20 protein-coding genes and 2 pseudogenes are annotated in these 24,590 nt (G+C 66.7%); 12 read left to right on the top strand and 10 right to left on the bottom strand.

Annotated elements, in window-relative coordinates:
* Window positions 1-16 precede the first annotated feature (16 nt).
* The 3 genes and pseudogenes from ABIC16_RS17325 to ABIC16_RS17315 all read left to right on the top strand — a co-directional run bounded on the left by ABIC16_RS17325 (window position 17) and on the right by ABIC16_RS17315 (window position 4,090).
* Entirely contained in the window at window positions 17-1,594 is a 1,578-nt protein-coding gene (locus ABIC16_RS17325; RefSeq protein WP_354292019.1) for an ATP-binding response regulator, read from the top strand.
* Window positions 1,587-2,493 (top strand): annotated as a pseudogene (locus ABIC16_RS17320) (response regulator transcription factor). The gene ABIC16_RS17325 and the pseudogene ABIC16_RS17320 overlap by 8 nt, the downstream one beginning before the upstream one ends.
* A 28-nt stretch (window positions 2,494-2,521) precedes the next feature.
* Window positions 2,522-4,090 (top strand): tetratricopeptide repeat-containing sulfotransferase family protein, encoded by a 1,569-nt coding sequence (locus tag ABIC16_RS17315; RefSeq protein WP_354292017.1) that lies wholly within the window; start codon window positions 2,522-2,524, stop codon window positions 4,088-4,090.
* Window positions 4,091-4,184: 94 nt separating this feature from the next.
* Here the strand turns inward: ABIC16_RS17315 and ABIC16_RS17310 are convergent, their stop codons facing one another.
* Window positions 4,185-6,662 (bottom strand): TonB-dependent receptor, encoded by a 2,478-nt coding sequence (locus ABIC16_RS17310; RefSeq protein WP_354292016.1) that lies wholly within the window; start codon window positions 6,660-6,662, stop codon window positions 4,185-4,187.
* 228 nt (window positions 6,663-6,890) lie between these two features.
* Here ABIC16_RS17310 and ABIC16_RS17305 point away from each other — a divergent pair, with 228 nt between their 5' ends.
* Together ABIC16_RS17305 and glsA are read left to right on the top strand one after the other, a co-directional pair.
* Window positions 6,891-7,445 carry a methylated-DNA--[protein]-cysteine S-methyltransferase gene (locus ABIC16_RS17305; protein ID WP_354292015.1) on the top strand — a complete coding sequence of 185 codons (555 nt, stop codon included), beginning with the start codon at window positions 6,891-6,893 and terminating at the stop codon, window positions 7,443-7,445.
* Between the two features lie 54 nt (window positions 7,446-7,499).
* Window positions 7,500-8,411, top strand: a complete 912-nt coding sequence (gene glsA, locus ABIC16_RS17300) for a glutaminase A (protein ID WP_354292014.1) — start codon at window positions 7,500-7,502, stop codon at window positions 8,409-8,411.
* Window positions 8,412-8,477: 66 nt separating this feature from the next.
* On the opposite strand, the gene ABIC16_RS17295 is transcribed toward glsA, so the two are convergent.
* From ABIC16_RS17295 to ABIC16_RS17280, 4 genes are all read right to left on the bottom strand, one after another.
* On the bottom strand, window positions 8,478-8,786 hold the full coding sequence (locus ABIC16_RS17295; protein WP_354292013.1) for a hypothetical protein: 309 nt from the start codon (window positions 8,784-8,786) through the stop codon (window positions 8,478-8,480).
* A 26-nt stretch (window positions 8,787-8,812) separates the two neighbouring features.
* Window positions 8,813-9,424 carry a general stress protein gene (locus ABIC16_RS17290; protein WP_354292012.1) on the bottom strand — a complete coding sequence of 204 codons (612 nt, stop codon included), beginning with the start codon at window positions 9,422-9,424 and terminating at the stop codon, window positions 8,813-8,815.
* 58 nt (window positions 9,425-9,482) lie between these two features.
* On the bottom strand, window positions 9,483-9,740 hold the full coding sequence (locus ABIC16_RS17285; protein WP_354292011.1) for a GlsB/YeaQ/YmgE family stress response membrane protein: 258 nt from the start codon (window positions 9,738-9,740) through the stop codon (window positions 9,483-9,485).
* A 153-nt stretch (window positions 9,741-9,893) separates the two neighbouring features.
* Complete coding sequence (locus ABIC16_RS17280) at window positions 9,894-11,393, bottom strand: PAS domain S-box protein (protein ID WP_354292010.1); 1,500 nt, start codon at window positions 11,391-11,393, stop codon at window positions 9,894-9,896.
* A gap of 112 nt (window positions 11,394-11,505) precedes the next feature.
* Here ABIC16_RS17280 and ABIC16_RS17275 point away from each other — a divergent pair, with 112 nt between their 5' ends.
* The 3 genes from ABIC16_RS17275 to ABIC16_RS17265 are packed head-to-tail and all read left to right on the top strand — an operon-like array spanning window position 11,506 to window position 12,811.
* Window positions 11,506-11,874 (top strand): cupin domain-containing protein, encoded by a 369-nt coding sequence (locus ABIC16_RS17275; protein WP_354292009.1) that lies wholly within the window; start codon window positions 11,506-11,508, stop codon window positions 11,872-11,874.
* A 55-nt stretch (window positions 11,875-11,929) separates the two neighbouring features.
* The gene (locus tag ABIC16_RS17270; RefSeq protein ID WP_354292008.1) at window positions 11,930-12,163 is read left to right on the top strand and encodes a DUF3253 domain-containing protein; all 234 of its coding nucleotides are present in this window, start codon (window positions 11,930-11,932) and stop codon (window positions 12,161-12,163) included.
* A 48-nt stretch (window positions 12,164-12,211) separates the two neighbouring features.
* Window positions 12,212-12,811, top strand: a complete 600-nt coding sequence (locus ABIC16_RS17265; RefSeq protein WP_277967894.1) for a septal ring lytic transglycosylase RlpA family protein — start codon at window positions 12,212-12,214, stop codon at window positions 12,809-12,811.
* A 28-nt stretch (window positions 12,812-12,839) separates the two neighbouring features.
* Here ABIC16_RS17265 and ABIC16_RS17260 read toward each other — a convergent pair whose 3' ends face one another.
* A complete protein-coding gene (locus ABIC16_RS17260) occupies window positions 12,840-14,978 on the bottom strand; it encodes a malate synthase G (RefSeq protein WP_354292007.1) in 2,139 nt (712 codons plus the stop codon).
* A gap of 109 nt (window positions 14,979-15,087) precedes the next feature.
* Here ABIC16_RS17260 and ABIC16_RS17255 point away from each other — a divergent pair, with 109 nt between their 5' ends.
* On the top strand, window positions 15,088-15,990 hold the full coding sequence (locus ABIC16_RS17255) for a LysR family transcriptional regulator (protein WP_354292006.1): 903 nt from the start codon (window positions 15,088-15,090) through the stop codon (window positions 15,988-15,990).
* Between the two features lie 16 nt (window positions 15,991-16,006).
* Here the strand turns inward: ABIC16_RS17255 and ABIC16_RS17250 are convergent.
* The 4 genes and pseudogenes from ABIC16_RS17250 to ABIC16_RS17235 form a co-directional block, all read right to left on the bottom strand.
* Window positions 16,007-17,549, bottom strand: a pseudogene (locus ABIC16_RS17250) (DHA2 family efflux MFS transporter permease subunit).
* Window positions 17,546-18,814: an HlyD family secretion protein gene (locus ABIC16_RS17245; protein ID WP_354292005.1), complete on the bottom strand. Its 1,269-nt coding sequence runs from the start codon at window positions 18,812-18,814 to the stop codon at window positions 17,546-17,548. The pseudogene ABIC16_RS17250 and the gene ABIC16_RS17245 overlap by 4 nt, the downstream one beginning before the upstream one ends.
* Window positions 18,811-20,244 (bottom strand): efflux transporter outer membrane subunit, encoded by a 1,434-nt coding sequence (locus ABIC16_RS17240; RefSeq protein ID WP_354292004.1) that lies wholly within the window; start codon window positions 20,242-20,244, stop codon window positions 18,811-18,813. Before ABIC16_RS17240 ends, ABIC16_RS17245 begins: the two co-directional genes overlap by 4 nt.
* Window positions 20,241-20,723, bottom strand: coding sequence for a MarR family winged helix-turn-helix transcriptional regulator (locus ABIC16_RS17235; RefSeq protein ID WP_277967888.1), 483 nt, complete (start codon window positions 20,721-20,723; stop codon window positions 20,241-20,243). Before ABIC16_RS17235 ends, ABIC16_RS17240 begins: the two co-directional genes overlap by 4 nt.
* Before the next feature lie 345 nt (window positions 20,724-21,068).
* Between ABIC16_RS17235 and ABIC16_RS17230 the strand changes: the two genes are divergently transcribed.
* The 3 genes from ABIC16_RS17230 to ABIC16_RS17220 all read left to right on the top strand — a co-directional run bounded on the left by ABIC16_RS17230 (window position 21,069) and on the right by ABIC16_RS17220 (window position 24,495).
* Window positions 21,069-23,183, top strand: a complete 2,115-nt coding sequence (locus tag ABIC16_RS17230; protein ID WP_354292003.1) for a phosphocholine-specific phospholipase C — start codon at window positions 21,069-21,071, stop codon at window positions 23,181-23,183.
* Window positions 23,184-23,277: 94 nt separating this feature from the next.
* Entirely contained in the window at window positions 23,278-23,967 is a 690-nt protein-coding gene (locus ABIC16_RS17225) for an HAD family hydrolase (RefSeq protein ID WP_354292002.1), read from the top strand.
* Between the two features lie 60 nt (window positions 23,968-24,027).
* Window positions 24,028-24,495, top strand: a complete 468-nt coding sequence (locus ABIC16_RS17220) for a hypothetical protein (protein WP_354292001.1) — start codon at window positions 24,028-24,030, stop codon at window positions 24,493-24,495.
* Window positions 24,496-24,590 lie beyond the last annotated feature (95 nt).

Raw genomic sequence — 24,590 nt, 5'->3', positions numbered from 1 at the left:
GCGGGAATCGCGGCTGATGGACGGCGGCATCCTTCGCGCGGCGACGCTGGGGATGATATCCCTTGCGGTCGCCGTGGTGTTGGGTGCCGCCGTGTGGATCGTCGTGGGCTTGCGACGCCGGGAACACGCGGCCACGATCAAGATCGGCGCGCTGACGGGCGAACTTGCCGCCCTGCGCGACGGTCAGGCCGCGCTGCAAAAGGCCCGCGATGTCGCCGAGGCCGCGAATGTCGCCAAGACGCGCTATCTCGTCGGGGTCAGTCATGAGATCCGGGCACCGCTCAATGCCATCTACGGCTATGGCCAGTTGCTCGAGCGGCCCGGGGCGATCGAACCCGTCGAGGCCGCGCGGGTGATCCGGCGGTCGTCCGAGCATCTCACCAATATCGTCGACGGGCTGCTCGATATCTCGCGGATCGAAAGCGGCGTGATGACGCTCAGCCGGGACATCGTCCCGCTGCCCGAGTTTCTCGATGCGATCGTCAGCATGTTCCGCGTGCAGGCCGAGGCCAAGGGGCTCCGGCTGACCTATGAAGCGCCGCGCAACCTGCCCGCGCATGTCCGCACCGATGAGAAACGGTTGCGCCAGATCCTGGTCAACCTGCTGTCAAACGCGGTGAAATACACCCCCTCCGGGAGCATCGCGCTGACGGTGCGCTACAGCGGGCTGATCGCGGACTTCGCGGTGTCGGATACGGGCATGGGCATCCCGCCCGAGGACGTGGAGCGCATCTTCGAACCGTTCGATCGCGGCAGTTCCGCGATCGCGCAGGACCAGCCGGGGACCGGTCTGGGCCTCGCGATCACGCGGGTGCTCGCGCAGCTCATGGGGGGCGACGTTGCGCTTAGTCCGGCTCCTGGCGGGGGCAGCGTGTTCCGGCTACGGCTGATGCTGAGCGAGGCGCGGGATGTGGCGGCACCGACGGCGCGGCGGCGCGCGATTACTGGGTATGAAGGGCCACGCCGCACGATCCTCCTCATCGATGACGATCCCGCGCAACTGGCGGTGTTGCAGGGCTTGCTGCGTCCGCTGGGGTTCAGCGTCTATGCGGCGTCGGGCGGCGCGGAGGGAATCGACCTCGCGTTGCGCTGCCAGCCCGATCTGGTGCTGCTCGACATCCAGATGCCGGGGCTGACGGGATGGGATGTCGCGCGGCGGCTCCGGTCGATCGACGATGCCGTCCCGCCGAACGGCGGTGGCCGCATCAAGATTCTGCTGGTCTCCGCCAACGCGCATGAATTTACCGCGGGCGGCGACGGGGCTGCGGCGCACGACGGGTTCGTCCTAAAACCCGTCCAGCTGGAAGCGTTGCTGGATGCAATCGCGGCGCAGCTTGGCTTGGTATGGTGCTCCGCCGAGCCGGGGGCTGGCGGCGCCCCCGCGACGCCGATGCCGGATCTTGCCGGGGCGGCGGCGAGCATTGCCCGGCTGCGCTATCTCGGGCGGGTCGGCAATGTCCGCGAAATCGACGGTGCGCTGGATGCGCTGAGCACCGACTTCCCGGACAGTGCGGTGCTGGTGGCGCAATTGCGCGATTACCTTCGGCGGTTCGATCTCAAAGCCTATCTCGATCTGTTGAACGCCGTTGACTGACGCCCCGCCTTGCCAGCCCGGTGCCACCATTCTGGTCGTCGATGACACGCTCGACTCGTTGAGCTTCATCACCCGCGACCCTCGAAGCCGAAGGCATGACGGTGCTGGTCGCCACCGACGGTGCGGCGGCGCTGCTGTCGCTCGCGCTGGTCGTGCCCGACCTCATCCTGATGGACGCGATGATGCCGGTGATGGACGGGTTCGCGACGACCGAGCGGATCAAGGCGGACCCGCGGCTCGCGGGCGTGCCCGTGATCTTCATGACCGGTCTTACCGAAACCAAGGACGTGCTGCGCGGGCTTGCCGCAGGCGGGGTCGATTACGTGCAGAAGCCGGTCGTGGTGGAGGAATTGCTCGCGCGAATCCGCGTCCATCTCGGCAATGCGCGGATCAGCCAGCGGAGCCAGGCCGCGCTCGACCAGAGTGGCCGGTCGCTGCTCGCGCTCGACGGGGCGGGGCGGATCCTCTGGTCCACCCCGCGCACGGTCACGATCCTGGCGGCGCACTTCGCTGGCGAGCCGCTCCCTCCGCCCGTGATATCGGCATTGTTGCGGATGATCGAAAGCGAGGATCCGCGCAGTTTTCGCCACGCCATCGAAGGCGGTGAGCTGGAGTTCACGCTGCTGACGCGCAGCGGACCGGACGAATGGCTGTTCCGTCTTTCCGAAGCGCTCGACGGCGCGGAGGAGCGGTTGCTCGCCGCGCGGCATGGGCTGACCGACCGGGAGGCCGAAGTCCTGCTGTGGATCAGTCGCGGCAAGGCCAATCGCGAGATCAGCGAAATCCTCGGGATCAGCCCGCGCACGGTCAACAAGCATCTCGAGCAGGTGTTCGAGAAGATGGGGATCGAGAATCGCGCGTCCGCCGCGGCGGCGGCAGTGAAGACGCTGTCGAGTTGAGGAGGCGACCACACAACGCGATGGCACGATGGGGGCGAACGGCATGATCGACGCGCAGGGCGAAGCGGCGCGCCGCGCGATCGGGGCAGGGGATGCGGATCGCGCGCGGCAGCTGGCGGCGGGGATCAAGGACCGCGCCGATGCACGCTTCGTGCTGGGGCTCGCGGATGCGGTGCAGGGGCGTGTCAGCGCCGGAATCGCGCATCTGGAGGCCGCCATCGCGGTGGCATCGCGCGCAGAATATCTCGCGCAACTCGCGCGGTTGCTGATCCTCGTGCGCCGCGACGGGGAGGCGCGGGTTGCGGCGGAGGCGGCGGTCGCGGCGGGACCCGAGGATGCGCTGACCTATGATACCATCGGCTGCATCCACGCGCGGCTCGGCGATCATCAGGCGGCGCTGCGCTGTTTCGAACCCGCCGTCGCGGAGGACGGGGCCAATCTCGAATATCGCTACAACCTCGCGCTGGCGCTCGGGTTCGTAGGACGCACCGCTGAGGCGACTGCGCAGTACGAGATCCTGCTGGCGCGCGCGCCGCGGCATGGGCGCGCACATTATGCGCTGTCGGGGCTGGCCAAGGCGACCCCCGCCACGAACAATATCACGCGGCTGGAAGCGGTGCTCGCGGAGCAGCCGTCGCCCGACGATGCGCTCCGGATCCGCTATGCGCTGGCCAAGGAATATGACGACGTCGGCGATGCCGAGCGCGCGTTCCGCCACCTGTCCGCCGCCAATACCGCGCACAAGGTGCGGATCGCCTATGACTTTTCGAGCGATGCCGCGATCTTCGACGCGATCGAGGCGGCGTTCGGCGACCCGACCTTCTTTTCCGGGCCGAGCCAGGTCGAGGATGCGCCGATCTTCGTCATCGGCATGCCGCGGACCGGGACGACGCTGGTCGACCGGATCCTGTCGTCGCATCCCGATGTCCACAGCGCGGGCGAACTCCAGGCGATGCCGCTGGCGATCAAGCAGTTGAGCGGAACGCGGTCGCGACTGATCACCGATCCGGAGACGATCCGGGCGTCGGGCGCTCTCTCCCCCGATGCGGTCGGCCGCGCCTATATGGCGCACGCGACGCAGCATCGCCGGCGCGCCGACGGGCGGTTCATCGACAAGCTGCCGGCGAATTTCCTGCACGTCGGCTACATCGCGCGCGCGTTGCCGCACGCCAGCATCGTCTGTCTCCGCCGCAACCCGATGGACACGGTGTGGAGCAACTACAAGAACCTGTTCGCGACGACCTCGGCCTATTACGCCTACAGCCACGACCTGGTCGACACCGCGCGTTATTATGCGCGGTTCGATCGCTTGATGGCGCTGTGGGACCGGCTGCTGCCGGGGCGTGTCCTGCAGCTCGGCTATGAAGCGCTGGTCGCGCAGCAGGAACGCGAGAGCCGGCGGCTGTTTGCGCATTGTGGCCTCGACTGGACGGACTCGGCGCTCGATTTCCATACCAATACGGCCGCGGTCGCTACGCCGAGCGCGGCACAGGTTCGGCGCCCGATGTATCGCGATTCGGTCGAACGGTGGCGGGCACACGAAACCACGCTCGCGCCGGTGCGCGCCTTTTTCGAGAGCGCCGGGATCGCGGTCTGAAGCACCACCCGCTGCGTCCCTTGTGAACGCTGTTGACTGGTCGTGCCCTTCGTCACCCGGGACGAGTCCGCGGGTGACGAAGGTCCGGAGGGCCTCACAGATGCAGTCTGGCCTCGAACCCGACCGTCCGCGGCGTCACCACCGAATAGCTGTAGAAGCGGCGCGAGATCCCGTAATCCTGGTTCAGCGCCCCGATCTTGCTGAAATCGTTGCCGACCGAACTCATCGCATACACGTCGAAGATGTTGAGCGCGTACAGGCTGAAGTCGTAGCGCTTGGTCCGGTACGTCAGCGAGGCGCGATTGAGCACGTAGTCGGGAATCACTTCGCCAAAGCCGCGATTGCCGGTCTTGGTGAAGACGTCGCCGTGATAGGTCAGCGCCCAGTTGACCGCGATATCCGAATCGTTGGCGAGCGGGATCGTGTAGTTCGCCGCCACACTGCCCGAATGCTTCTGCGATCCCGGCAAGCGATCCCCGGCCCGCGCATCGAAGGTGTCGTTGTTGACGACGATCAGCCCGGGCGCGTCCTTGGTCAGATGCGCATCGGTATAACCATAATTGCCGCTGAGCTTGAGCCGGTCGGTCAGGCTCGCCGTGGCGGTCAGTTCGACGCCCTTCGATACGGCCGCGCCCGCGTTGGTGGTGATGCCGACCGCGCCGTTGATCGTCTGGCTGGCGACCTGGAGGTCGCGCCAGACGATGTGATAGGCGTCGAGATTGACCGTCAGCCGCCCGCCGAAGAAAGTCCCGCGGACGCCGATTTCCTTGTTGTACGTCTTGTCCGGCCCGTAGAATTGCTCGTTGGACAGCGCGCAGACGTTCTGGCCGGGCTGGAGCGGCAGGATGCACGGCGCGACCGTGTTCGGGCCGCCGATGCGATAGCCGGTCGAGTACGTTCCGTAGACCATCAGCCCCGGGCGGAACTTGTACGACGCGTTCGCCTTGTAGACGACGCCGTCCGAATTCGACTTGCCCGTCCCGATCCGTGACGGCGCAAACTGGATCAAAGGATAGGGCGTCCGCGTCAAACCGCCGCCGAACAGCGGCAAATCGGTCCCGCCGCGCGCGGTTGCGTCGTATTTATAGTAGCGGACGCCACCGGTCACCTGGAATGCCGACGTCAGCTTGAGCGTCGCTTCGCCGAAGACCGCCTTCTCCTTGTTCGAATTGTCGAAGAACGAGATGTATTCGAGATCGTCGACGCGTGGGGAGTTGATGAAGTTTGCGAAGCCGGGCGTATATTCCTGGCGATCGCCGGCGTTCTTCAAATGGTTGTAGAAGCCCCCCAGCGTCCAGCTGAACGGCCCGCCGTGCGTCGAGACCAGCCGCAGTTCCTGCGTGAACTGTTCGTTGCGCGTGGAATTGTTGGCGTAGGAGGAAAACGCCGGAAAGGCTTCATAGCTGTAATTGAGGTCGAGCAGCAGGTCGGTATTGTCCGCCGTGCCGTTGGTCCGCTGCAGCGTGTAGGCGGTCGACGACACCAGTTGCGCGATATGACCGAGATTGGCCTGGAGTTCGAAGGCGTAGAGATACGCCCGGCGATCCGACGGCTCCAGATACCGCCACGGACCCTCATATTTGCCGGTATTGAACGTGAAGGCACCGTTCGACTGGCGGCCGTTGGTCTTGGTCTGCTGGAAACCGAAGGTCAGATAGCCCTTGAGGTTCTCGTTCGCCTCGAGCAGCAGCGTGTTGCGCGTCGTCCAGGTGCGTTCGAAATTGACGTCCTTGGTGCGTTTGAAATTGTCCTGATATTGCTGCTGCGTCACCGTTTCATCGAAAGCGCCGCTTGGCTGCGGCAGGGACGTGCCGGGGTTTTGCAGGACGAACGGATAATCGATGAAGCCCGGCTCGTAATAATAGCCCGCCGTGCTGCGCAGCGCGACATGATCCCGGATGATCGGGATGTTGGCGGTAAAGTCGCCCTGGAAGCCGAACTGGCTGCCGTGCGCGACGGTCGACCCGCGGACATGCGCGTCGAGGCTGAAATCATTGGTGTCGGGCCGCTTCGGAATGTAGCGGATCGCGCCGGCCAGCGTCCCTGCGCCGTACAGCGTACCCTGTGGGCCAAGCAGCACCTCGACCCGTTCGAGATCGAGCAGCTTGAAATCCTGATACAGCGGCACTTCGCCGAGATAGATCGCGACGGCATTGTCGCGATTGTTGGCGAAGTCGCTCGTATCGTTGGCAGAAAGCCCGCGCAGCACGACGGTGCCGGTGGCGCGGGGGCCCGTCTGGTTGATCGTGACCCCGGGGGTGAAATCGGCGAGCCCGCGGATGTCGTAGATCCGCTGCGTTTCGAGCTGGGCGTTTCCGACTGCGGTGATGTTGATCGGCACATCGGAAAGCGAGGTCGACCGGCGCGTGCCCGTTACGATGATGTCGGCAGGGGCGGCGTCGGCGTCGGCGGCGGGGGCGGGGGCAGGGGCAGCGTCGGCGGAACCCGCATCGGCAGTATCCGGTGCCAGCGTGACGGTGGTGGATTGGGCAAAGGCGGGAACGGCCGCGAACGATCCGCCCAATGTGCTGGCCGATAGCAAGAGTATCCGGATCTTCGAACGTGCGGTCATCGTTCCCCCTGTGGTGGCATGCTGGACGTCGATATCCCCTCCCAAGGACATGCCGGTTTCGGCTTTTTCGTATCGAGCGATGACGCGGTATGGGGTCGGGCAGAGGTTGGCCAAATGGGGTGTTTAACGTAGGCTTTAGGGACGAAGCCTCCGCCACGGGGGCGGTTGCTCCGCCGACCGGCTCGGCTACAGTGCGGCGATGGGATCTGCCGTTCAGGATCGTGACGTATGACCGGCGCGATCGTGCCCGGGGTCGACCGGCTGTCGCTCTCCCGAGTCGACTCTCCGATTGGTGAAATCCTGCTCGTCACGGACGCACAAGGGCGTTTGCGCGCGCTCGACTTCCACGATTACGCGCCGCGGATGCATCGCCTGCTGCAACGGCACTATGGCCTCGTGCCGTTGCAGGACGCGGCACCACCGACCGCGCTCCGGGATGCGCTGGAGGCCTATTTCGCGGGCCGGTTCGATGCGCTCGATACGGTTGACGTCGCGACGGGCGGGACGGTGTTCCAGCGCCGGGTGTGGGCGCAGCTCCGCCATATCGCACCGGGCACGACGACGAGTTACGGTGCGCTCGCCAAGCAGTTGGGCAGCGCTGGAGCCGCGCGCGCGGTCGGGGCGGCGAACGGCCTCAACCCGGTTGCGATCGTCGTTCCGTGCCACCGCGTCATCGGTGCGAACGCCGCGCTGACCGGGTTCGGCGGCGGGATCGACCGCAAACGCTGGTTGCTGGAGCACGAGAATGCGGTGTTGCGGTTGCACGGCGGCGCGGGTGCGTAGACCGGTCGGGGGTTCGGCTGCGGACCTGAAGGGGGGATGAGACGTTCCCCGAGGATGAACCTGCAAACCATCCTCGACGAGATCACCGCCGAAATCGACCACAGCGCGGCTGCGATCGAATCTGCCGCCGATGCAAAGGACCCGGCGGCGGCGCCAGGTCGCTTCGGGATTGCCGTTGCGACCGCCGACACTGTCCTGACCGCAGGGGCCGCGGACGTCGTCTTCCCGATCCAGAGCATCTCCAAGGTGTTCGCCTTCAACCTAGCGCTGCGGGAATTCGGGGATGCCGTATTCGACCGCGTCGGACGCGAGCCCTCGGGCGATCCGTTCAATTCGATGATCGACCTCGAACGCACGCACGGCGTTCCGCGCAATCCCTTCATCAATGCAGGCGCGCTGGTCGTCGTCGACATGCTCGTCGCGACGCCGCACGGAGAAGATGCCGTCGTGTCCTTCGTTCGCGACCAGCTCGACGGTCGGGAGGCCCCGCTGGATCAGGCCGTGCTCAACGAGAACGGAGACCTCAATCGCGCGATGCTCAGCTTCATGAAGCATCACGGCAATGTCGCGGGGGCGCTCGATCGGATCATGGACGGCTATGTCCGGCAATGCGCGATTTCGGTCGACTGTTCCGGGCTGGCGCTGGCGGGACGGTTCCTGACTCGGACGCGCCTGCCGCAGGGGGACGATGCGGCGGCGGAGCGGGCGCGCCGGATGCGCACGGTCCTCGCGTTGATGATGACCTGCGGCCATTATGATGGGTCTGGGGACTTTGCCGTTCGTGTCGGCTTGCCGTCCAAGAGCGGTGTCGGCGGCGGCATTCTCTCGATCGCGCCGGAACGGGCTGCGATCGCCGTATGGTCGCCCAACCTCGACCAGCACGGCAACTCGATCCTCGGTGTCCGCGCGCTGGAGATGCTGGTCGCCCGGACCGGCTGGTCGGTGTTCGGACCGGCCATCGCCTAGCCGATCGGGGGGAGAGCCGCGAACGGCAGCGCGTTGGGGGACCCACGCGCTGCCGTTGCGGAGGGCTTATTGGCCCGTCGTCACATTACCCTTGAAGTCGAGCCCGACGTCGACGGTACGGCCATCCTTGGTCGCTTTGCCGCGCCACACGCCATGCGCGTCCTTGGTCAGGGCCGAAACGTTGGCAAAGCCGGACTTGGCGATGTGCGCGCGCGCCTGGTTCTGGGTGAACGAATTCGCCCCGCGCCGTGCGCCGCCGTCGTTGACGGTGTGCGTGTCCTTCACGACGCGGTTGTTCTTGGCGGGTGCGTCCTGCGCGATGGCCGGGCTTGCCAGCACGGCGGCGCCGAGCAGCAGGGGAAGTATGATTCGCATGCGCTTCATCCTTTCAATTCAGATCGTCAGATGCGGGTGTAGCGCCCGCGTTCGGCTGCCATGTCGGCGTCGGAATAGGACGGGGCGGTGTCGTCGAAGGTCTTCCAGCCCTGCGCCTGATAGGCCTCGCGACGGTCCGCAACGTCGACCGAGCGATCGTCGTCGAGAATGTTGCGCGCGATCTGCACCAGCGGTTCCTCGACCTTGGCGGTGACGAGCGTCCCGCCACGGCGGACACCCTCGGCATAGACGTGCGCGTCCTGCTCGGGCACGCCGGCATGGGTCAGTGCGCCGACGAGGCCGCCTGCCGCTGCACCGATCGCGGCGCCGCCTGCTGCGCCGACGGCGGTCGCCGCGAGCCAGCCTGCCGCCACGACCGGGCCGATCCCCGGGATCGCGAGCAATCCAAGACCGGCAAGCAAGCCGCCGACCCCGCCGACCGCTGCACCGAGGCCGGCGCCGGTCCCGGCATCCTCCGCCGCCGCTTCGCCAGCGTCGCTGGTGCGGGGGGAGTCACCGTGCTTGTCATGGCCGACGATGCTGACGTCGCGGTGGGCGATGCCGGCGGCTTCCAGATCCTGCACGGCGCGGCGGGCGTCGTCGTAGTGTTCGAACAAGCCTGTGATGGTCTGTGTCATGATATGCTCCTGTATCCGGCCGAGCCCCAACCGGTAGGTTTGAAAGCGGTAGGGCGGTTCAGCGAACAGTGGTGCGGACCACCATGTGGTAGAGCACCAGCACGACGATCGCGCCGATGACGGCGACGACGAGGCTGTAGAGGTTGAGACCGGTGACACCGGCCGCGCCGAACTGGTTGAACAGAAATCCACCGACGACCGCGCCAACGACGCCCAGAATGATGTCGAGGATCAGGCCCTCGCCGCTGCGATTGACGATCTTGCTGCCGATGAAACCGGCGACCAGACCCAGCAGGATCCATGCAAGAATGGACATGTGACGTTCTCCTCTCATAGCGGGCAACTGCCCGGATGATTGGAAAATAGGGTTAAGGATCAACGCACCACAGATGCGCGGGCACCCGTTGCATGGGTGCACGCGCGCCTCTCGGTGCAGAAAGTTTTGGCCGGGTATTTCGCTTGCGCGCGATCAGTCGACGGGTTCGAAGCTCAACTGATGGCCACGGTCGCGCGCCCAGATGATCGCCTCCGCGCGGCTGTGCGCACCGATCTTGGCGTAGAGCCGCGCGACGTGGTTGCGCACGGTGTTGCGCTTGAGCGAGAGCGCGTCGGCGATCGCGTCGTCGCTCTTGCCGCGGGTGATCAGCGCGAGCACTTCGCGTTCTCGCGCCGTCAATTCGACCGGGCGAACCGTCGTGCCCGGGCGGGGGGTCGGGCCGCGCAAGGCGGCCAGTCGGTCCATGATTTTCTGGCTGAGCCAGCTCGAATCCTGCATTACCCCCTCGATCGCGCCGATCAGGTCGAGTTCGGTTCGTTTACGGTCACTTATGTCCTGGAACGCCGCGAGAATGCAGTATTGCCCGTTGATCGTGACCGTCTCGGCCGACGCCAGACATGTCACAAGCGAGCCGGTTCGTGTCTTGATCTGCACTTCATAACCCCGAAACGACCCGCTTTCGGACACCTTTTTCTCGATTTCGCGCCGGGTTGCAGACGTTTCGAACAGCTCGATCTCGGCGGGCTTGCGCCCGACGACGCTTTCTAGCCCCCAGTCGGTCAGGGCGAGGAAGGCGTGATTGACGTTGAGGATGCGGTGGCCGTCGAGGCTGGTCAGGAGCATCGGCACCGGCGCGAAACGGAAGGCGGTGGCGAAGCGCTCCTCGCTCTGGCGCAACGCGGTTTCGGCGCGGCGGCGGGGTTCGAGGTCGGCGAAGGTGAAGATCATGCACGCTTCGTTGTTGGGCATCTCGGCGGGGTGCCCCGCGAGCAGGACGAGCTTGCTGTCGCCGTTGGGGAGCGGCAGTTCGGCCTCCATCTGCGGGACGATCTGGCCTTCGGTTAGCCGGGCCTTGGCGCTGTCGCTGTCCGCCGCCTGCGCGAGGATGTCGAGCTCGTACACCGACCGTCCGACGATCGCGTCGCGCTCCCAGCCCGATAGGTCGAGGAAGCCTTCGTTGACCCGCACGTAGCGCAGGTCGGCAAGACGCACGATCAACGCCGGGGCGGGGTTGGCGTTGAACATGCTTTCGAAGCGTTCGCCCGCCTCATAGGCTTCGGTCGCATCGCCGATGATGAGCACGAGGCAGTCGGGCTTGCCGCCACGGTCCAGCACGAAGCCGCGCGCGCGGTGGACCCAGTCGGGTTCCTCCTGTCCTGCCTTGCGGACGTCGACGACGACGTCCTCGAACGATTCACCGCGGCACAGCCGGGCCATTGGATAGGCCGCCTTGGGCATCGGCTGGCCGTCACGCAGCCGCAGGTCGAACGCCTGCTGATAGCCCTTCACCGTCCCGCCCCAGTCGGACAACGCTGTGCAGCCGTGCATCACGAGCGCGGCTTCGTTCGCCCAGACGATTTCCCCGTCGGGCTCGATCAACACGACTCCGTCGCTCAGCCCTTCGACGATGCGGTGGAGTTGCTCGCGGTCGGGGCGCGTGTCGGGATGGGGCGGGTCGATCTTGACGGTCATCGGCGGACAACGCCGCACGCCGCGAGAAGAGCCGTCGCGCGATGATCGCGTGTTTCGGTGGAACTTGCAGCGGTGATCCAGCGCTTAGCGGTCTTCATTCGGGAGAAACGTCGTGGCTGTATTCAACAAGGACATCATCAAGCTGGTCGAGGCGAACACCTACTTCCAGAAAGAAGTGTACATCGACGACAATTGTCAGGTCGTGATGATGCACATCGAACCCGGTGACGACATCGGCGAGGAAACGCATGACGCCGACCAGACGACCTTCTTCGTCTCGGGCGAGGGGCAGACGGTAGTCGACGGCAGCCGGCAGAAGGTCAGCGACAATCATCTGATCGTCATTCCCAAGGGCGCGCTGCACAACATCATCAACAAGGGCGACGCGCCGCTCAAGCTGTTTACCGTCTATTCGCCGCCCGCCGAAGAACCCGGCGTCGCGCACAAGACCAAGGCCGAAGCCGAAGCCGCCGAGGATTGATCCGACCTGCCCGGACGCGGTGCGTCCGGGCACTTTACAAAAGACGATCGCCGCCATGACCGCACGCGACGCCACACTGGCGCTTTTGGCCATGCGGGCTCCGGGAGCGACGGTTTGCCCGAGCGAGGTGGCCCGCGCGTTGGCAAAGGGCGGCGACTGGCGGCGCGAAATGCCGACAGTGCACGCTGCGGTCGATCACCTGGTGGACGAAGGCGTGATCCGGTTGAGCTGGAAGGGGCAGGCGCTCCCTACACGGGCCGGACCCTATCGGATTGGTCGACCGGACTGAGTTCGGAAAGACCTTCCGCCGATCGGCAAGCGTGCCTACAAAGCCGCCATGTCCAGTCGTACGACCCTGCGGAGCGGCGCAATCGCCGCCACGCTGCTCGCGCTGTCCGCCTGCGCGGGCGGAAATTACCGACCGCCGAGCGACGCGCTGGTCAAGATCGGCAAGCCCTATGTCGTGCGCGGCGTGACGCTGGTTCCGGCGGCGGACCCGACCTATGATATGCTCGGCTACGCAAGCTGGTACGGGAGCGAGTCCGGCAACCGCACCGCCAATGGCGAGCGGTTCCGGCCGAAGTGGATCACGGCCGCGCACAAGACGTTGCCATTGCCGACCTATGTCGAAGTGACCGCGCTCGCGACCGGGCGCAGGATCGTCGTGCGGATCAACGATCGCGGGCCGTTCGTACCGGGGGCGCGGATCATCGACCTGTCGCAAGGGGCTGCGGACGAACTCGGCATCCGGCAGGGTGGGCACGCCGCGGTGCGCGTACGGCGGATCGAGCCGAGCGAGGCGGACCGTCGTCGGCTGCTCAAGGGCAAGCCCGCGCGCGACCTGCCGCCCGAATCGGATCAGGCCGTCGGAAGGTTGCAAAGCCAATTGTCCGCGGCGGGGATGTCGCTGACCGGACGATCCGCGCGGCGGTTCTGAGCCGCGCGGATCGGGAGCGCGTTGTGTCCTAGCCCCGGGCCTTGGCCTCCGCACGGAAGCGGTGGAGCAGCGGTTCGGTATAGCCGTTGGGCTGGGTCAGCCCTTCGAACACCAGCGCCCGTGCCGCCCGGAAGGCAAGGTTGGTGTCGGGGTCCGCCGCCATCGGGCGATACAGCGGATCACCCGCATTCTGCGCATCCACCTTCGCCGCCATCCGCCGCAGCGCGGCGTCGGCGTCCTCCGGCGTGGCGACGCCGTGGAGCAGCCAGTTCGCCATATGCTGTGACGAGATCCGCAGCGTCGCGCGGTCTTCCATCAGTCCGACGTCGTGGATGTCGGGCACCTTGGAACAGCCGATCCCCTGGTCGACCCAGCGCACGACATAGCCAAGAATCCCCTGCGCATTGTTCTCCAGCTCCTCGCGCACTTCGTCGGGATGCCAGTTGTGCCCGGTCGCCAGCGGCAGCGAGAGCAGCGTTTCGAGCGGCGCGATGCCTTCGTCGCGCCGCGCCGACTGGCGTGCCGCGACGTCGACGTCGTGATAGTGCGTCGCGTGGAGCGTCGCCGCGGTCGGGCTCGGGACCCAGGCGGTGGTCGCGCCGCTCTGGGGATGCGCGATCTTGTCGCGCAGCATGTCGTGCATCCGGTCGGGCGCGGCCCACATGCCCTTGCCGATCTGCGCGCGACCCGCAAAGCCGCTCGCCAGACCGATCTGGACGTTGCGATCCTCATACGCCTGGATCCACGCGGCGCGCTTCATCTCGCCCTTGCGCACCATCGGACCTGCACGCATCGCGCTGTGCATCTCGTCGCCGGTCCGGTCGAGGAAGCCCGTGTTGATGAACACGATGCGGTCCTTCACCGCCGCGATGCACGCCGCGAGATTGGCGCTGGTACGGCGTTCCTCGTCCATCACGCCGACCTTGACCGTGTGGCGCGGTAGGCCGAGCAGATCCTCGACCGCATCGAACAACCGGTTGGTGAACGCCGCCTCTTCGGGACCGTGCATCTTGGGCTTCACGATATAGATCGATCCCGCGCGGCTGTTGGTCCGCGCGCCGTTGACGTCGTGCGCCCCGATCAGCGAGGTGACGATCGCATCGAGGATGCCCTCGGGGGCTTGCGTGCCATCGGGCAGCAGCACCGCTGGCGTCGTCATCAGATGCCCGACGTTACGGACGAACATCAGGCTGCGCCCCGGCAGGACGAGCGGCGTTCCGTCGGTCCGCACGTACTGGCGATCGGGCGCGAGCGTGCGCGTCATCGTCCGCCCGTTCTTGTCGAAGCGCGCCTCCAGCGTGCCCTGCATCAGGTCTAGCCAGTTGGCGTAGGCCGCGACCTTGTCCTCGGCATCGACCGCGGCGATCGAATCCTCGAGGTCCGCGATCGTGGTGAGCGCGGATTCGAGCACGACATCGGCGAGCCCGGCGGGGTCGTCGCGACCGATCGGGTGGGTGCGGTCGATCACCAGTTCGATGTGAAGCCCGTTATGGCGCAGCAGGATCGTGTCGCCCGCCTGTCCGACGCGCTGATCGGGATTGGCGAGCACGGGGGTGTCGCCGGTCCACGCATTCCACGACCCGTCGGCGAGCGGCACCGCGCGATCGAGGAAGCCCTTCGCCCAGGCGATCACCGCCGCACCACGGACGGGATCGTAGCCGCTCCCGGTGGCGCTGCCCGGCAGGGCGTCGGTGCCATAGAGCGCATCGTACAGGCTGCCCCAGCGCGCATTGGCCGCGTTGAGCAGGAACCGCGCGTTGAGGATCGGGACGACGAGCTGCGGGCCGGCAAGCTGCGCGACCTCGGGGTCGACATTCTCGGGCGCGATCGTGAACGGCTCCGGCACGTCGACGAGATAGTCGATGTCGTGGAGGAACGTGCGATATGCATCTGCGTCGAACGCCGCGCCCTGATGTTCGGTGTGCCATGCGTCGAGTTTTGCCTGCAACACATCGCGCACCGCGAGCAGGCGCGCATTTTCGGGGGCGAAGCGCGCGAAGATGTCGGCGACTCCTTGCCAGAAATCATCGGGCGTAACGCCGCTGCCCGGCAGGGCGCGGGTTTCGAGGAACGCGGCGAGGGGGGCCGCGACCTGGAGGCCGGCGCGGTGCTGATAGTCGACGCCGTGGGGGCTGGTCGCGGGCGACGGATCTGCTGGCTGTGTCATCGAGACGATCCTCCGGGACATGATCGGGGTTGTCGGTACAGGAATAGGCGCTTGCCAATTCCGACGCCAGCCGATCAAACGTCGAAACACTTGTTCACGAGAAGAACGAATGGACCCGGATTACGACGTCTTCGATGCGATCGTTGCGGGCGGAAGCCTGTCGGCCGCGGCGCGCACACTGCATCTTTCACCTGGGATGGTCTCGAAGCGACTGGCACGGCTGGAGGAGCGGCTGGGCGTGCGTCTGTTCCACCGTACGACCCGAAAGCTTGCGCTGACCGATGCCGGGGAGCGATTCCACGGCGACGTCGCTGCGATCCTGCAGGCCGTCCGCGATGCGGAAAGCCGCCTGATCGGGACTCGGTCGGAACCTGCGGGGACCGTGCGGATGTCTGCGCCCACGTCGTTCGGACGGTTGCACGTGGCGCCCAAGTTGCACGCCTTTCTGGCGCACTATCCGCGAGTCCGGCTTGAGCTGGACCTGTCCGACGACACGGTCGACCTGTATGGCGGACGCTATGATCTCGCGATCCGGATCGCAACGGCGATCCCGCCCAATCTGGTCGGGCATCGGCTCGGCGGCAGTCGCCGGTTGTTGTGCGCCAGTCCGCGCTACCTCGAACGGCACGGCCCGCCGGCGACGATCGAGACGCTCGCGCAGCATCGTCTGCTCGCCGCCGCCGGGCAAATGCCATGGCGTCTGGTCAAGGGAAGGCGGCGCTTCACCGTCGAGGGCGAGAGCCATGTACGGACCAACTCGAGTGAAGTGATCCGCGAACTCGCGATTACCGGGGTCGGGATCGCGCTGCGCTCGCTGTGGGACGTCGAGCAGGCGCTTGCCAGTGGAGCGCTGGTGCCCGTGCTGGCGGGATGGGAGGGACCGGACGATCTCGCGGTCCACGCGGTCTATCCGCGTGGACCGTCGACTCCGCCCGCGATCACCGCGCTGGTGGCGTTCCTCCAGGAAACGCTGGCGGATGCGTCGTGGGATGCGGTGCGGCCCCGTCCGTAAACCGGACGGGGGCCGGTCAGTCCGCCGCCACGACGATGTCGCTCGGGGCTGGACGCCGCGTCAGCCAGATCACGCCGACCATCGCTACCGCCATCCATCCGCAGATCCAGAACACCTCGACCGACGCCAGCAGATACGACTGGGTAACGATCTGCCGCATGATCGACCCCGCCGCGCTGTGTCGACGTCATGCCCGCCGCCTGGAGTTGCTCGACCGCCTGACGATAGATCGGCGAATACGCGGTGCCCACTTCGGTCAGCCGAGTCTGGTGCAGCGCCTCGCGACGATCCCAGGACGTCGTGATGATCGATGCGGCAAAACTGCCCGCGGTAATGCGCGCGAAGTTCGAGATGCCGCTTGCCGAGGGAACACGATCACCGGGGATGCCGTCGAACGAGATGGTTACCAGCGGCACGAAGAACATGCTCATCGCCAGCCCTTGCAACAGCAGCGGGAACATTAGCGTCCAGAAGCTCGCATCCGGGGTGTATTGCGACCGCATGAAATAGGAGGCGGCGAAGATGAGGAACGCCGTCGTCGTCAGCCAGCGCGGATCGATCTTGAGTTTACTGATGAACGGCGTTGCGATCACCGCAACGATCCCGCTCGGCGCCGCGACGAACCCGGCCCAGGTTGCGGTGTACCCCATCTGCGCCTGCAGCCACAGCGGCAGCAGCAGGTTGTTGGCGAAGAACAATGCATAGCCGAGGCACAACGCCAGCGTCCCGAACGCGAAGTTGCGGCGCGCAAACAGGCTGAGGTCGACCGCGGGATTGCCATCGGTGAGTTCCCAGATCAGCCACGCGGCGAACCCGACGATCGCGCACACCAGCAGGATCACGATCAACGGGTTGTTGAACCAGTCGCGATCCTTGCCGAGATCGAGCATCGTCTGCAGGCTGAACACCCAGAAGGCGAGCAGGATCAGCCCGATCGTATCGATCGGCAATTTGCGCGTCGGGGTCTCGCGGCTCGCAAGCGATCGCCACGAGACGAACGCGCAGGCGATGCCGACGGGGACGTTCATCAGGAAAATCCAGCCCCAATGGTAATTGTCCGAGATGTAGCCGCCGAGGACCGGTCCCAACACCGGCGCGGTGAGCGTCGTCATCGACCAGATGCTCAGTGCGGTGCCGCGTTTGTGCGCGGGGAAAATCGAGATGAGCAGCGCCTGGCTACCCGGGATCATCGGCCCGGACACCGCGCCTTGCAGGATGCGGAAGCCGATCAGCGACGACAGGTCCCACGCCAGACCGCACAGCAGCGAAGCAATCGTGAACAGGATGACCGATACGGTAAACGTCTTCACCACGCCGAAGCGCTGCATCAGCCAGCCGGTGAGGGGCACGGTTACGCCGTTCGCCACCGCGAACGACGTAATGACCCACGTCCCGTTATCGGTCGAGACGCCGAGGTTGCCCGCGATCGTCGGCAGCGAGACGTTGGCGATCGTCCCGTCGAGCACCTGCATGAAGGTTCCCAGCGCGAGCGCGAGCGAGGTGATCGCCAGCGTCGCGCCACGCAGCGGGGCCGCCCCCGCGTCGGCCGGTGCGCTCACCGATCGCGCCCGAGGTTCTGCCCAAGATTCTGGGCAATGATGCGGCGAACCATCGCATCGACTTCGGGGCCGCCGTCGAGGCTCTGCTGCGTTCCGCCCGCAGGCGCGGTGCTCTCCGCGACCATCGCGCCGGACAGGTTGCTCGTTGCGACCACCGCGTTGACCGACAGCCCGATCCGCAACGGATGCGCGCGCAGTTCGGCGGGGTCGAGCGCGATCCGCACGGGGACGCGCTGGACGATCTTGATCCAGTTGCCCGAGGCGTTCTGCGGCGGCAGCAGCGAGAAGGCGTTGCCGCTGCCCGCGCCGAGCCCGAGCACCTTGCCGTGGAAGGTGACGGCCTTGCCGTACACGTCGGCGGTGATCGTCACGGGCTGACCGACGCGGAGATGCTGGAGCTGCGTCTCGCGGAAGTTTGCGTCGATCCACAGGCTGTCGAGCGGGACGACCGCCATCAAAGGCGTGCCCGCTGCGACACGCTGGCCGAGCTGGACGGTGCGTTGCGCGACGATCCCGGCGACCGGGGCGACGATCTTCATGTGGCTGCTGTCGATCGCGGCGCGGCGCACGTCGGCGATCGCGGCCAGGACCTGCGGATTATTGGCGACGTCGGTGCCAGCGACGGTGCTTGCGGCCTGGGCTTGCTTGGCGCGCGCCAGCGCCAGCGCAGCGCGGGCGGTGGTGACCGCGTCGGCGGCGTGCGACAGTTCCTCGCCCGATATTGCGCCATCGCGCGCGGCACCCTGGCGGCGACCGTAATCGTTCTGCGCGCGCGACAATTCGGCTTGCGCCTGCGCAATCTCCGCGCCGGCTTCGTCGACTTGCGCATGAGTCGACCGGACCGCACGGACCGCGCGACCGAGCGCGGCTTGCGCCGCGTCCATCTGCACGCCGACCGTTGCCGGATCGAGATCGATCAGCGGCTGGCCGCGCTTCACCGACTGGGTGTTGTCGGCATGGAGCGCGAGTACGGTGCCGCCGTCGCGCGCGGTGACCGCGATGACGTTCCCCGCGACATAGGCATCGTCGGTTTCCTCGGTCGGCGGCGCGGTAAAGACGCTGATGCCGTAAAGGACCAGCCCGATCAGGACGACCAGCCCGAGCAGGCCGAACGCGATCCGGCGGATCCGCGTGCGGCGTCGATCCGCGTTCGGGGTTTCGGGCGGCGGAGCATCGGCGGCGGCAGGTTCGGCGCCGACGACCGGCTCGATCCGCTCCGCGCGTTCCGCCGCTTGCTTCCAATCGGTGGGGGTCTGGTCGTTCATGACGTCTTGTCCGCAAGAGCAGCCGCAGTGGACTGCGAGGAAGGATTGAAACCGCCGCCAAGCGCGGCAATGAGCTGGATACGCCGCGTGAGCGCATCGGACTGGAGCCCGACCAGCGCCTGTTCGGCCTCGAGCAGGCGGAAGCCCGCGTCGATGCTGTCGAGCTGCGAGCCGAGCCCGGTCGAGACGCGGACCTGATCGAGCCGCACCGTCTCGCGCAGCCCGGCGACGACGCGACGTTGCGCGGCTGCGTCCTGGTCGGATGCGCGGACTTGCGTCAGCGCATCCGCCGAATCGCGCACCGCGCCGAGCACCGCGTCGTCATAGGCGGCGACCGCCTCGTCGAGCGCGGCAGTCGCGCCCTGATATTGCGCCTTGAGCTTGCCGCCTTCGAAGATCGGCACATGGATCGCAGGCCCTGCGCCGTACGTCCGCGCGCCAAGGTCGAAGAAGTTTCCGAGCCCCAAGGCGGTAAAGCCCGCGAGCGCCTGGATATTGACGTTGGGCAGGAAATCCGCCCGCGCGACGCGGCGTCCGGCTGCCGCCGAATCGATCCGCGCCTGCCCGGCAAGCAGATCGGGACGGCGCCCGAGCAGATCCGCGGGCAACAGGTCCGGCACTACCGGCGGCGCGTCGAACGCCAGTCTGGGGTTGGTGATCTGCGGATAGAAGTCCGCGCCGCGCCCGACCAGCGCGGCAAGCGCGTGGACCAGCAGCTCGCGCTGCGCCAGTGCGCGGGTGCGCGCCTGGTCTGCTTCCGCCAGCAACGTCTCGCCCTGGCGCAGTTCGAACTGGCTGGCGAGCTTGTTGCGGATCCGCGAATTGATGAAGCCCAAGGCCTGTCGCCGCGTCGCGACGAAGCTGTCGGCGACGCGGATGAGCTGATCGGCCCGTGCGAGCCCGACATAGGCCTGCGCGATCGAGGTCGACACCGTCAGTCGCGCCGCGGCCGCATCGAGCGCCGTCGCCGCAACGTCGGCGCGCGCGCCCGCCACCAGCGCGCGCTGGCGACCGAACAGATCCAGGTTCCAGCTCAGGTTCGCCTGCACGGTCGAGAGCGGATAGGCGTTGCCCGCATAGGGCCGCGGATAGACCGCGCGATTGGAGAAGCGCTGGTAGATCGACTGGCCGTCGAGCGTCACCTGCGGCAACTGATCGCCGCGGCGAACGCCGAGCGTCCCCTGCGCCATGCGCACCCGCGCCAGCGCGCGGTCCAGCGAGGGATTGTCCGCCAGCCCCATCGTCACCAGGCGATCGAGCTGGGGATCGCCGAATGCGGTCCACCAATCCTGTGCGATGGGAGCGGACGTGGCGGCGAGCCCAAGCGCTGCCGGCTGGACCTGCGCGACACGCGGGGGATCGTGCGGCACCGCGGCGCAGGACGACAGCAGCACCGCGGCAAGGGCGGCGATTCCGACGCCGCGCGTCACTGGTCGTCCTCCACGAGCGGGGCCACCCCGGCGACGCGCTCGGCCTCCACCAGGATGCGCGCCAGCATGGTGACGAACTGGTTCGCCTCGTCCTGCGACAGGGGCGCGATCACTTCGTTCCAGGCACCGACGACGTCACCCTGGAGCGTTTCCACCCTCTTGCTGCCGAGTTCGGTCGTCATCAGGCGGACGACGCGGCGGTCCTCGCCGCTGCGATCGCGGGCGAGGAGCTTTCGCGTCTCCAGCACGTCGATCAATCGCGTCGTCGCACCGGTCGTGATGCCGAGTTCGCGCGCAAGCTCACCGGCCGTATCGGCGAGTCCGTCGCGCACCACCTTGAGCGCGACCCATTGCTGATAGGACAAGTCGCCGGCGTTGATGCGCGAGTCGACGAAGGCGGACATGACCTTGTCGAGCCGTCGCAGCAGACGCCCCGGCGCGCGACTGGCGGAGCAATCCTCCAAATTGAATACCGCCATTATCTTCTACCTCATTAGCTGCATGGGCAGATACATTGGCAAAAGATATTTACAAGTGCAGTGCGTGCAATCGTATTGGCGCGGACTGCAGCGCCCGTTCAAACCCCGTTCGGACGTGGGCCGGTCACCAGTCGGTGAGGCACGCCGACATCGTTGCTCGTCGATAATCTTCGACTGTCACCGGGGTGTCACTGGCCCCGACCAGAGACTTCGAAGTGGTGGCACCGTTGCCGCTGTTCGATTTCATGCAATGCCGCGCGTTTCGAGCGTAAGGCGGATTGCGCGTTTGCAGTGCGATCCGCTTGTTCGAGCGGTTCACACGCGTCGTATCTTTGGAGGGTGTCAGTGACCCATGTTTCGCGTCGTGCTTTGCTGGCTGCCGGTCTGTCGGGGGCGACGCTCGCGACCTTGCCCGCCGCGATCGCGCGGGCCGCGGCGATCCCGCCCGCGCGTTCGACCGGGTCGATCAAGGACGTCGCGCATGTCGTGATCCTGATGCAGGAAAACCGCGGGTTCGACCATTATTTCGGGACGATGCGCGGCGTGCGTGGCTTCGCCGACCGCTTCCCGATTCCGGTCTCCGCCGTTCCGGGCACGATGGCGCCGGGGACCGTATGGGATCAGCGCGACCGGGCGGCGGAAGGGGGCGCGCGCACCGTCCGGCCGTTCCACCTCGCGACCCGGACCGATTACGATCTGATGCGGATGGAGGGAACGCCGCACAGCTGGCCCGATGCGCAGCGCGGTTGGGACGAGGGGCGCATGGCGCATTGGCCGGAAGCCAAGAGCCAGCGCGCGATGGGGCATTACCGGCGCGAGGATCTGCCGTTCCAGTTCGCGCTCGCCGAGGCGTTTACGGTGTGCGACGCCTATCATTGCTCGGTCCACACCGGGACCAACACCAACCGCCTTTTCCTGTGGAGCGGCACCAACGATCCGGACGCGACGCACGGCGGTCCGGCGATCGGCAACTCGCACGACAGTTTCCCGGAGAGTGGCGGCTATCCCGATCCGTACCGCTGGACCACGGTGGTCGAACGGTTGCAGGCGGCTGGAGTCGACTGGCGGATCTATCAGGACATGGCGGACAATTTTACTGACAATCCGCTCGTCGGGTTCGCAGCGTTCCGCGCGGCCCATAAAGGCGGCACGGGAGACGCCGCCAATCTGCGCGACCGAGCGCTGAGCACCCGCGGACTGGACGTGTTGCGCGCGGACGTGCTCGGCGGCCGGTTGCCCGAGGTGTCGTACATCATCGCGACTGCCGCCGGGTCCGAGCATCCCGGACCGTCCAGCCCGGCGCAGGGCGCCGCCTATACCGCCGAAGTGCTCGACGCGCTGACGGCGGATCCGGACGTATGGGCACGCACCGCGCTGTTCGTCATGTTCGACGAGAATGACGGCTTCTTCGATCACGTCCCGCCGCCCGCGCCGCCATCGCGGGAGGCGGACGGGACAGTGCTCGGCGGATCGTCGGTCGATCTTGCCGGGTCGTATCACGAGCATGACAGCATCGCGGACAAGGCGCTCGATCTGCCGGCGTATCGGGGGCGTCCTTACGGCCTCGGCCCGCGCGTGCCGATGTATGTCGTGTCGCCGTGGAGCCGCGGTGGCTGGGTCAATTCGCAGGTGTTCGATCATAGCTCGGTCATCCGCTTCCTCGAGCGCCGGTTCGAGTTCCACGAGCCCAATATCGCGCCGTGGCGCCGCGCGGTGTGTGGCGACCTGACCTCCGCGTTCGATTTCGCCGTTGCGGACGCGGTGCCCGTTTCGGGCATTCCCGATCCGCATGGCGACGCCAAGCGCGCCGCGGCGATCCCCAAGCAGCCCCGGCCGCAGGCACCCGTCACCAACGCGACCCCCTGGCAGGAACCGGGGATCCGCCGATCGCGACCGTTGCCATATATGTTGCAGGTCGAAGAAAAGAGGACGGACGGCGCGATCCAGCTTCGTTTCGTGGCGGAAGGGACCGCGGCGGCGGTGTTTCATGTCTACGACCGGACCAACCTCGCGCAGGCCCCGCGCCGGTTCACCGTTGCGCCCGGACGATCATTGGAGGGCCGCTGGACAGTCGATCGGACCGGGCGATACGATCTGTGGGTGCTCGGCCCGAACGGCTTCCACCGGCATTTTGCCGGGCACGCAGACGATCCGGCGGCGCTCTCCGCGCTCGCATGGCACGTGACGGGGGACGCTCTGATCCTGCGCTTGCCCCCCGCAGCCCGTGGCATGTCGCTGGTGGCGCAGGTCGAGCGGATCGGTGCCGCGCCCGGCACGAGACGGCTCACGAGCGCGCGCTATCGGTGGCCGCTCCACGAAACCTACGGCTGGTACGACATCACGCTCACGTCAGCGGCCAGCCCAGACTATCGCCGCCGTGTCGCCGGGCGAAGCGACGTGCCCGGCCGCGTCACATGCAGCGATCCGTTCGCCGATCGCGATAGCGAGCCGCACGCCTGATACGCCGACCGCGCCGTTCATGATCGGATCGGTTCTTCGATCAGGGCGTTAAGGATCTTCATGTCCCCCCGGCGGGCGGCGGAAAGGGGATCCAATGGCGGTCAAGGCAGTCTTGTTCGATATCGACGGGACATTGGTGGACAGCAACGATTTCCACGTCGCAGCGTGGCAGGAAGTGTTTCGCGGCATCGGCGCCACGTTCGACGATCAGACGGTGCACAATCAGATCGGCAAGGGTGCCGACATGCTGGTCCCGACGCTGCTTCCGGATCTCGACGAAGCGGAGCATGAGAAACTCGGCAGCGTCCAGGGCGCCATTTTCAAGGATCGGTTCATCGATCGGGTAAGGCCGTTCCCCGGGGCGCATGACTTGCTGGCCCGCGTTCGGGACGACGGTATTCGAGTGGTGCTGGCTTCGTCGGCATCGGCCGAGCAACGCGATCATTATGTCGATCTCCTCGACGCACGCGTGTTGATTTCGAAGACAACGACGGCGGACGACGTGGAGAACACCAAGCCCGCGCCCGATATCTTCGCAGTCGCGCTCGGCAAGCTGGACGGGGTGTCCGCCGACGAGGTCCTCGTCATAGGCGATACGCCGTACGACATTGAGGCAGCCCGCAAGAGCGGGATCGCCACGATCGCCGTACGATCGGGCAAGTTCACCGATCAAGCGCTTCGCGCCGCGGGGGCGATCAAGCTGTACGACGACGTGGCCGCCTTGCTCAACGATTATGACGCGTCGCCGATCGCAGCGGCGTCCGCCACCGTCCAGCCACGCTGAACGACCATAAGCGTGGGCCCAGTTCCCTGACGCCCTTTCTACCCTTCTGAGGAGACCGTTATGCCTGACACAGTACCGACCCCGGTGAGCGGGAATGAAGAAGACAAGGGCAAGCCGGATGGCGTGAATTCCCCGGGGCGCGGCGAGGGCGGCGACAGCGGGGGCGGCAGTTACGAAAACCCGCATAGCGGCAAGGATGGCGACGGCGGTTTCGGCGGGTTCTTCGGGCACGGTGGTCAAACCGCCATCGGCTATCATGGGGGCGGACAACTCGGGAGCGAAGGCTCCGAAACCGAGAACGCGACGACAAAGGGGGATGGTCCGCACGCGGACGGCGACGCCGGGCCCAAACCCGGGCCGGTTGGGGATGGAGACAACACCGCCGAGGAATATCCCCGTTCCACGACTGTCGAAGGGCGTCCGATCGAGGTCGTCGATACGTCCGGGATCGCGGCGGCTGAAGCGATGGGGACGACCGGTCGGGACGGGGCGGAGGCGCAGGAATCGGAGCATCCCGGTTCTGGCTGACGGAAGGCACGGTGCCGCCGGACCTTGTCCGTGCGGGTGGGTCAGCAGGCGTCGGTCGATACGCGTCAGTACCGCCTGGCCCTCCCATCGAACTT

Origin of the sequence: Sphingomonas sp. PvP055, assembly GCF_040546365.1 — a bacterium.
Taxonomy (GTDB): Bacteria; Pseudomonadota; Alphaproteobacteria; order Sphingomonadales; family Sphingomonadaceae; genus Sphingomonas; species Sphingomonas echinoides_A.
This window is presented reverse-complemented; position numbering and strand designations above follow the sequence as displayed.

Excerpts from the sequence above, each read along its gene's own strand:
- ABIC16_RS17325 (WP_354292019.1), top strand. The coding sequence starts at position 17 with ATGGACGGCGGCATCCTTCGCGCGGCGACGCTGGGGATGATATCCCTT.
- ABIC16_RS17315 (WP_354292017.1), top strand. The coding sequence starts at position 2,522 with ATGGGGGCGAACGGCATGATCGACGCGCAGGGCGAAGCGGCGCGCCGC.
- ABIC16_RS17310 (WP_354292016.1), bottom strand. The coding sequence starts at position 6,662 with ATGACCGCACGTTCGAAGATCCGGATACTCTTGCTATCGGCCAGCACA.
- ABIC16_RS17305 (WP_354292015.1), top strand. The coding sequence starts at position 6,891 with ATGACCGGCGCGATCGTGCCCGGGGTCGACCGGCTGTCGCTCTCCCGA.
- glsA (WP_354292014.1), top strand. The coding sequence starts at position 7,500 with ATGAACCTGCAAACCATCCTCGACGAGATCACCGCCGAAATCGACCAC.
- ABIC16_RS17295 (WP_354292013.1), bottom strand. The coding sequence starts at position 8,786 with ATGCGAATCATACTTCCCCTGCTGCTCGGCGCCGCCGTGCTGGCAAGC.
- ABIC16_RS17290 (WP_354292012.1), bottom strand. The coding sequence starts at position 9,424 with ATGACACAGACCATCACAGGCTTGTTCGAACACTACGACGACGCCCGC.
- ABIC16_RS17285 (WP_354292011.1), bottom strand. The coding sequence starts at position 9,740 with ATGTCCATTCTTGCATGGATCCTGCTGGGTCTGGTCGCCGGTTTCATC.
- ABIC16_RS17280 (WP_354292010.1), bottom strand. The coding sequence starts at position 11,393 with ATGACCGTCAAGATCGACCCGCCCCATCCCGACACGCGCCCCGACCGC.
- ABIC16_RS17270 (WP_354292008.1), top strand. The coding sequence starts at position 11,930 with ATGACCGCACGCGACGCCACACTGGCGCTTTTGGCCATGCGGGCTCCG.
- ABIC16_RS17265 (WP_277967894.1), top strand. The coding sequence starts at position 12,212 with ATGTCCAGTCGTACGACCCTGCGGAGCGGCGCAATCGCCGCCACGCTG.
- ABIC16_RS17260 (WP_354292007.1), bottom strand. The coding sequence starts at position 14,978 with ATGACACAGCCAGCAGATCCGTCGCCCGCGACCAGCCCCCACGGCGTC.
- ABIC16_RS17255 (WP_354292006.1), top strand. The coding sequence starts at position 15,088 with ATGGACCCGGATTACGACGTCTTCGATGCGATCGTTGCGGGCGGAAGC.
- ABIC16_RS17245 (WP_354292005.1), bottom strand. The coding sequence starts at position 18,814 with ATGAACGACCAGACCCCCACCGATTGGAAGCAAGCGGCGGAACGCGCG.
- ABIC16_RS17235 (WP_277967888.1), bottom strand. The coding sequence starts at position 20,723 with ATGGCGGTATTCAATTTGGAGGATTGCTCCGCCAGTCGCGCGCCGGGG.
- ABIC16_RS17225 (WP_354292002.1), top strand. The coding sequence starts at position 23,278 with ATGGCGGTCAAGGCAGTCTTGTTCGATATCGACGGGACATTGGTGGAC.
- ABIC16_RS17220 (WP_354292001.1), top strand. The coding sequence starts at position 24,028 with ATGCCTGACACAGTACCGACCCCGGTGAGCGGGAATGAAGAAGACAAG.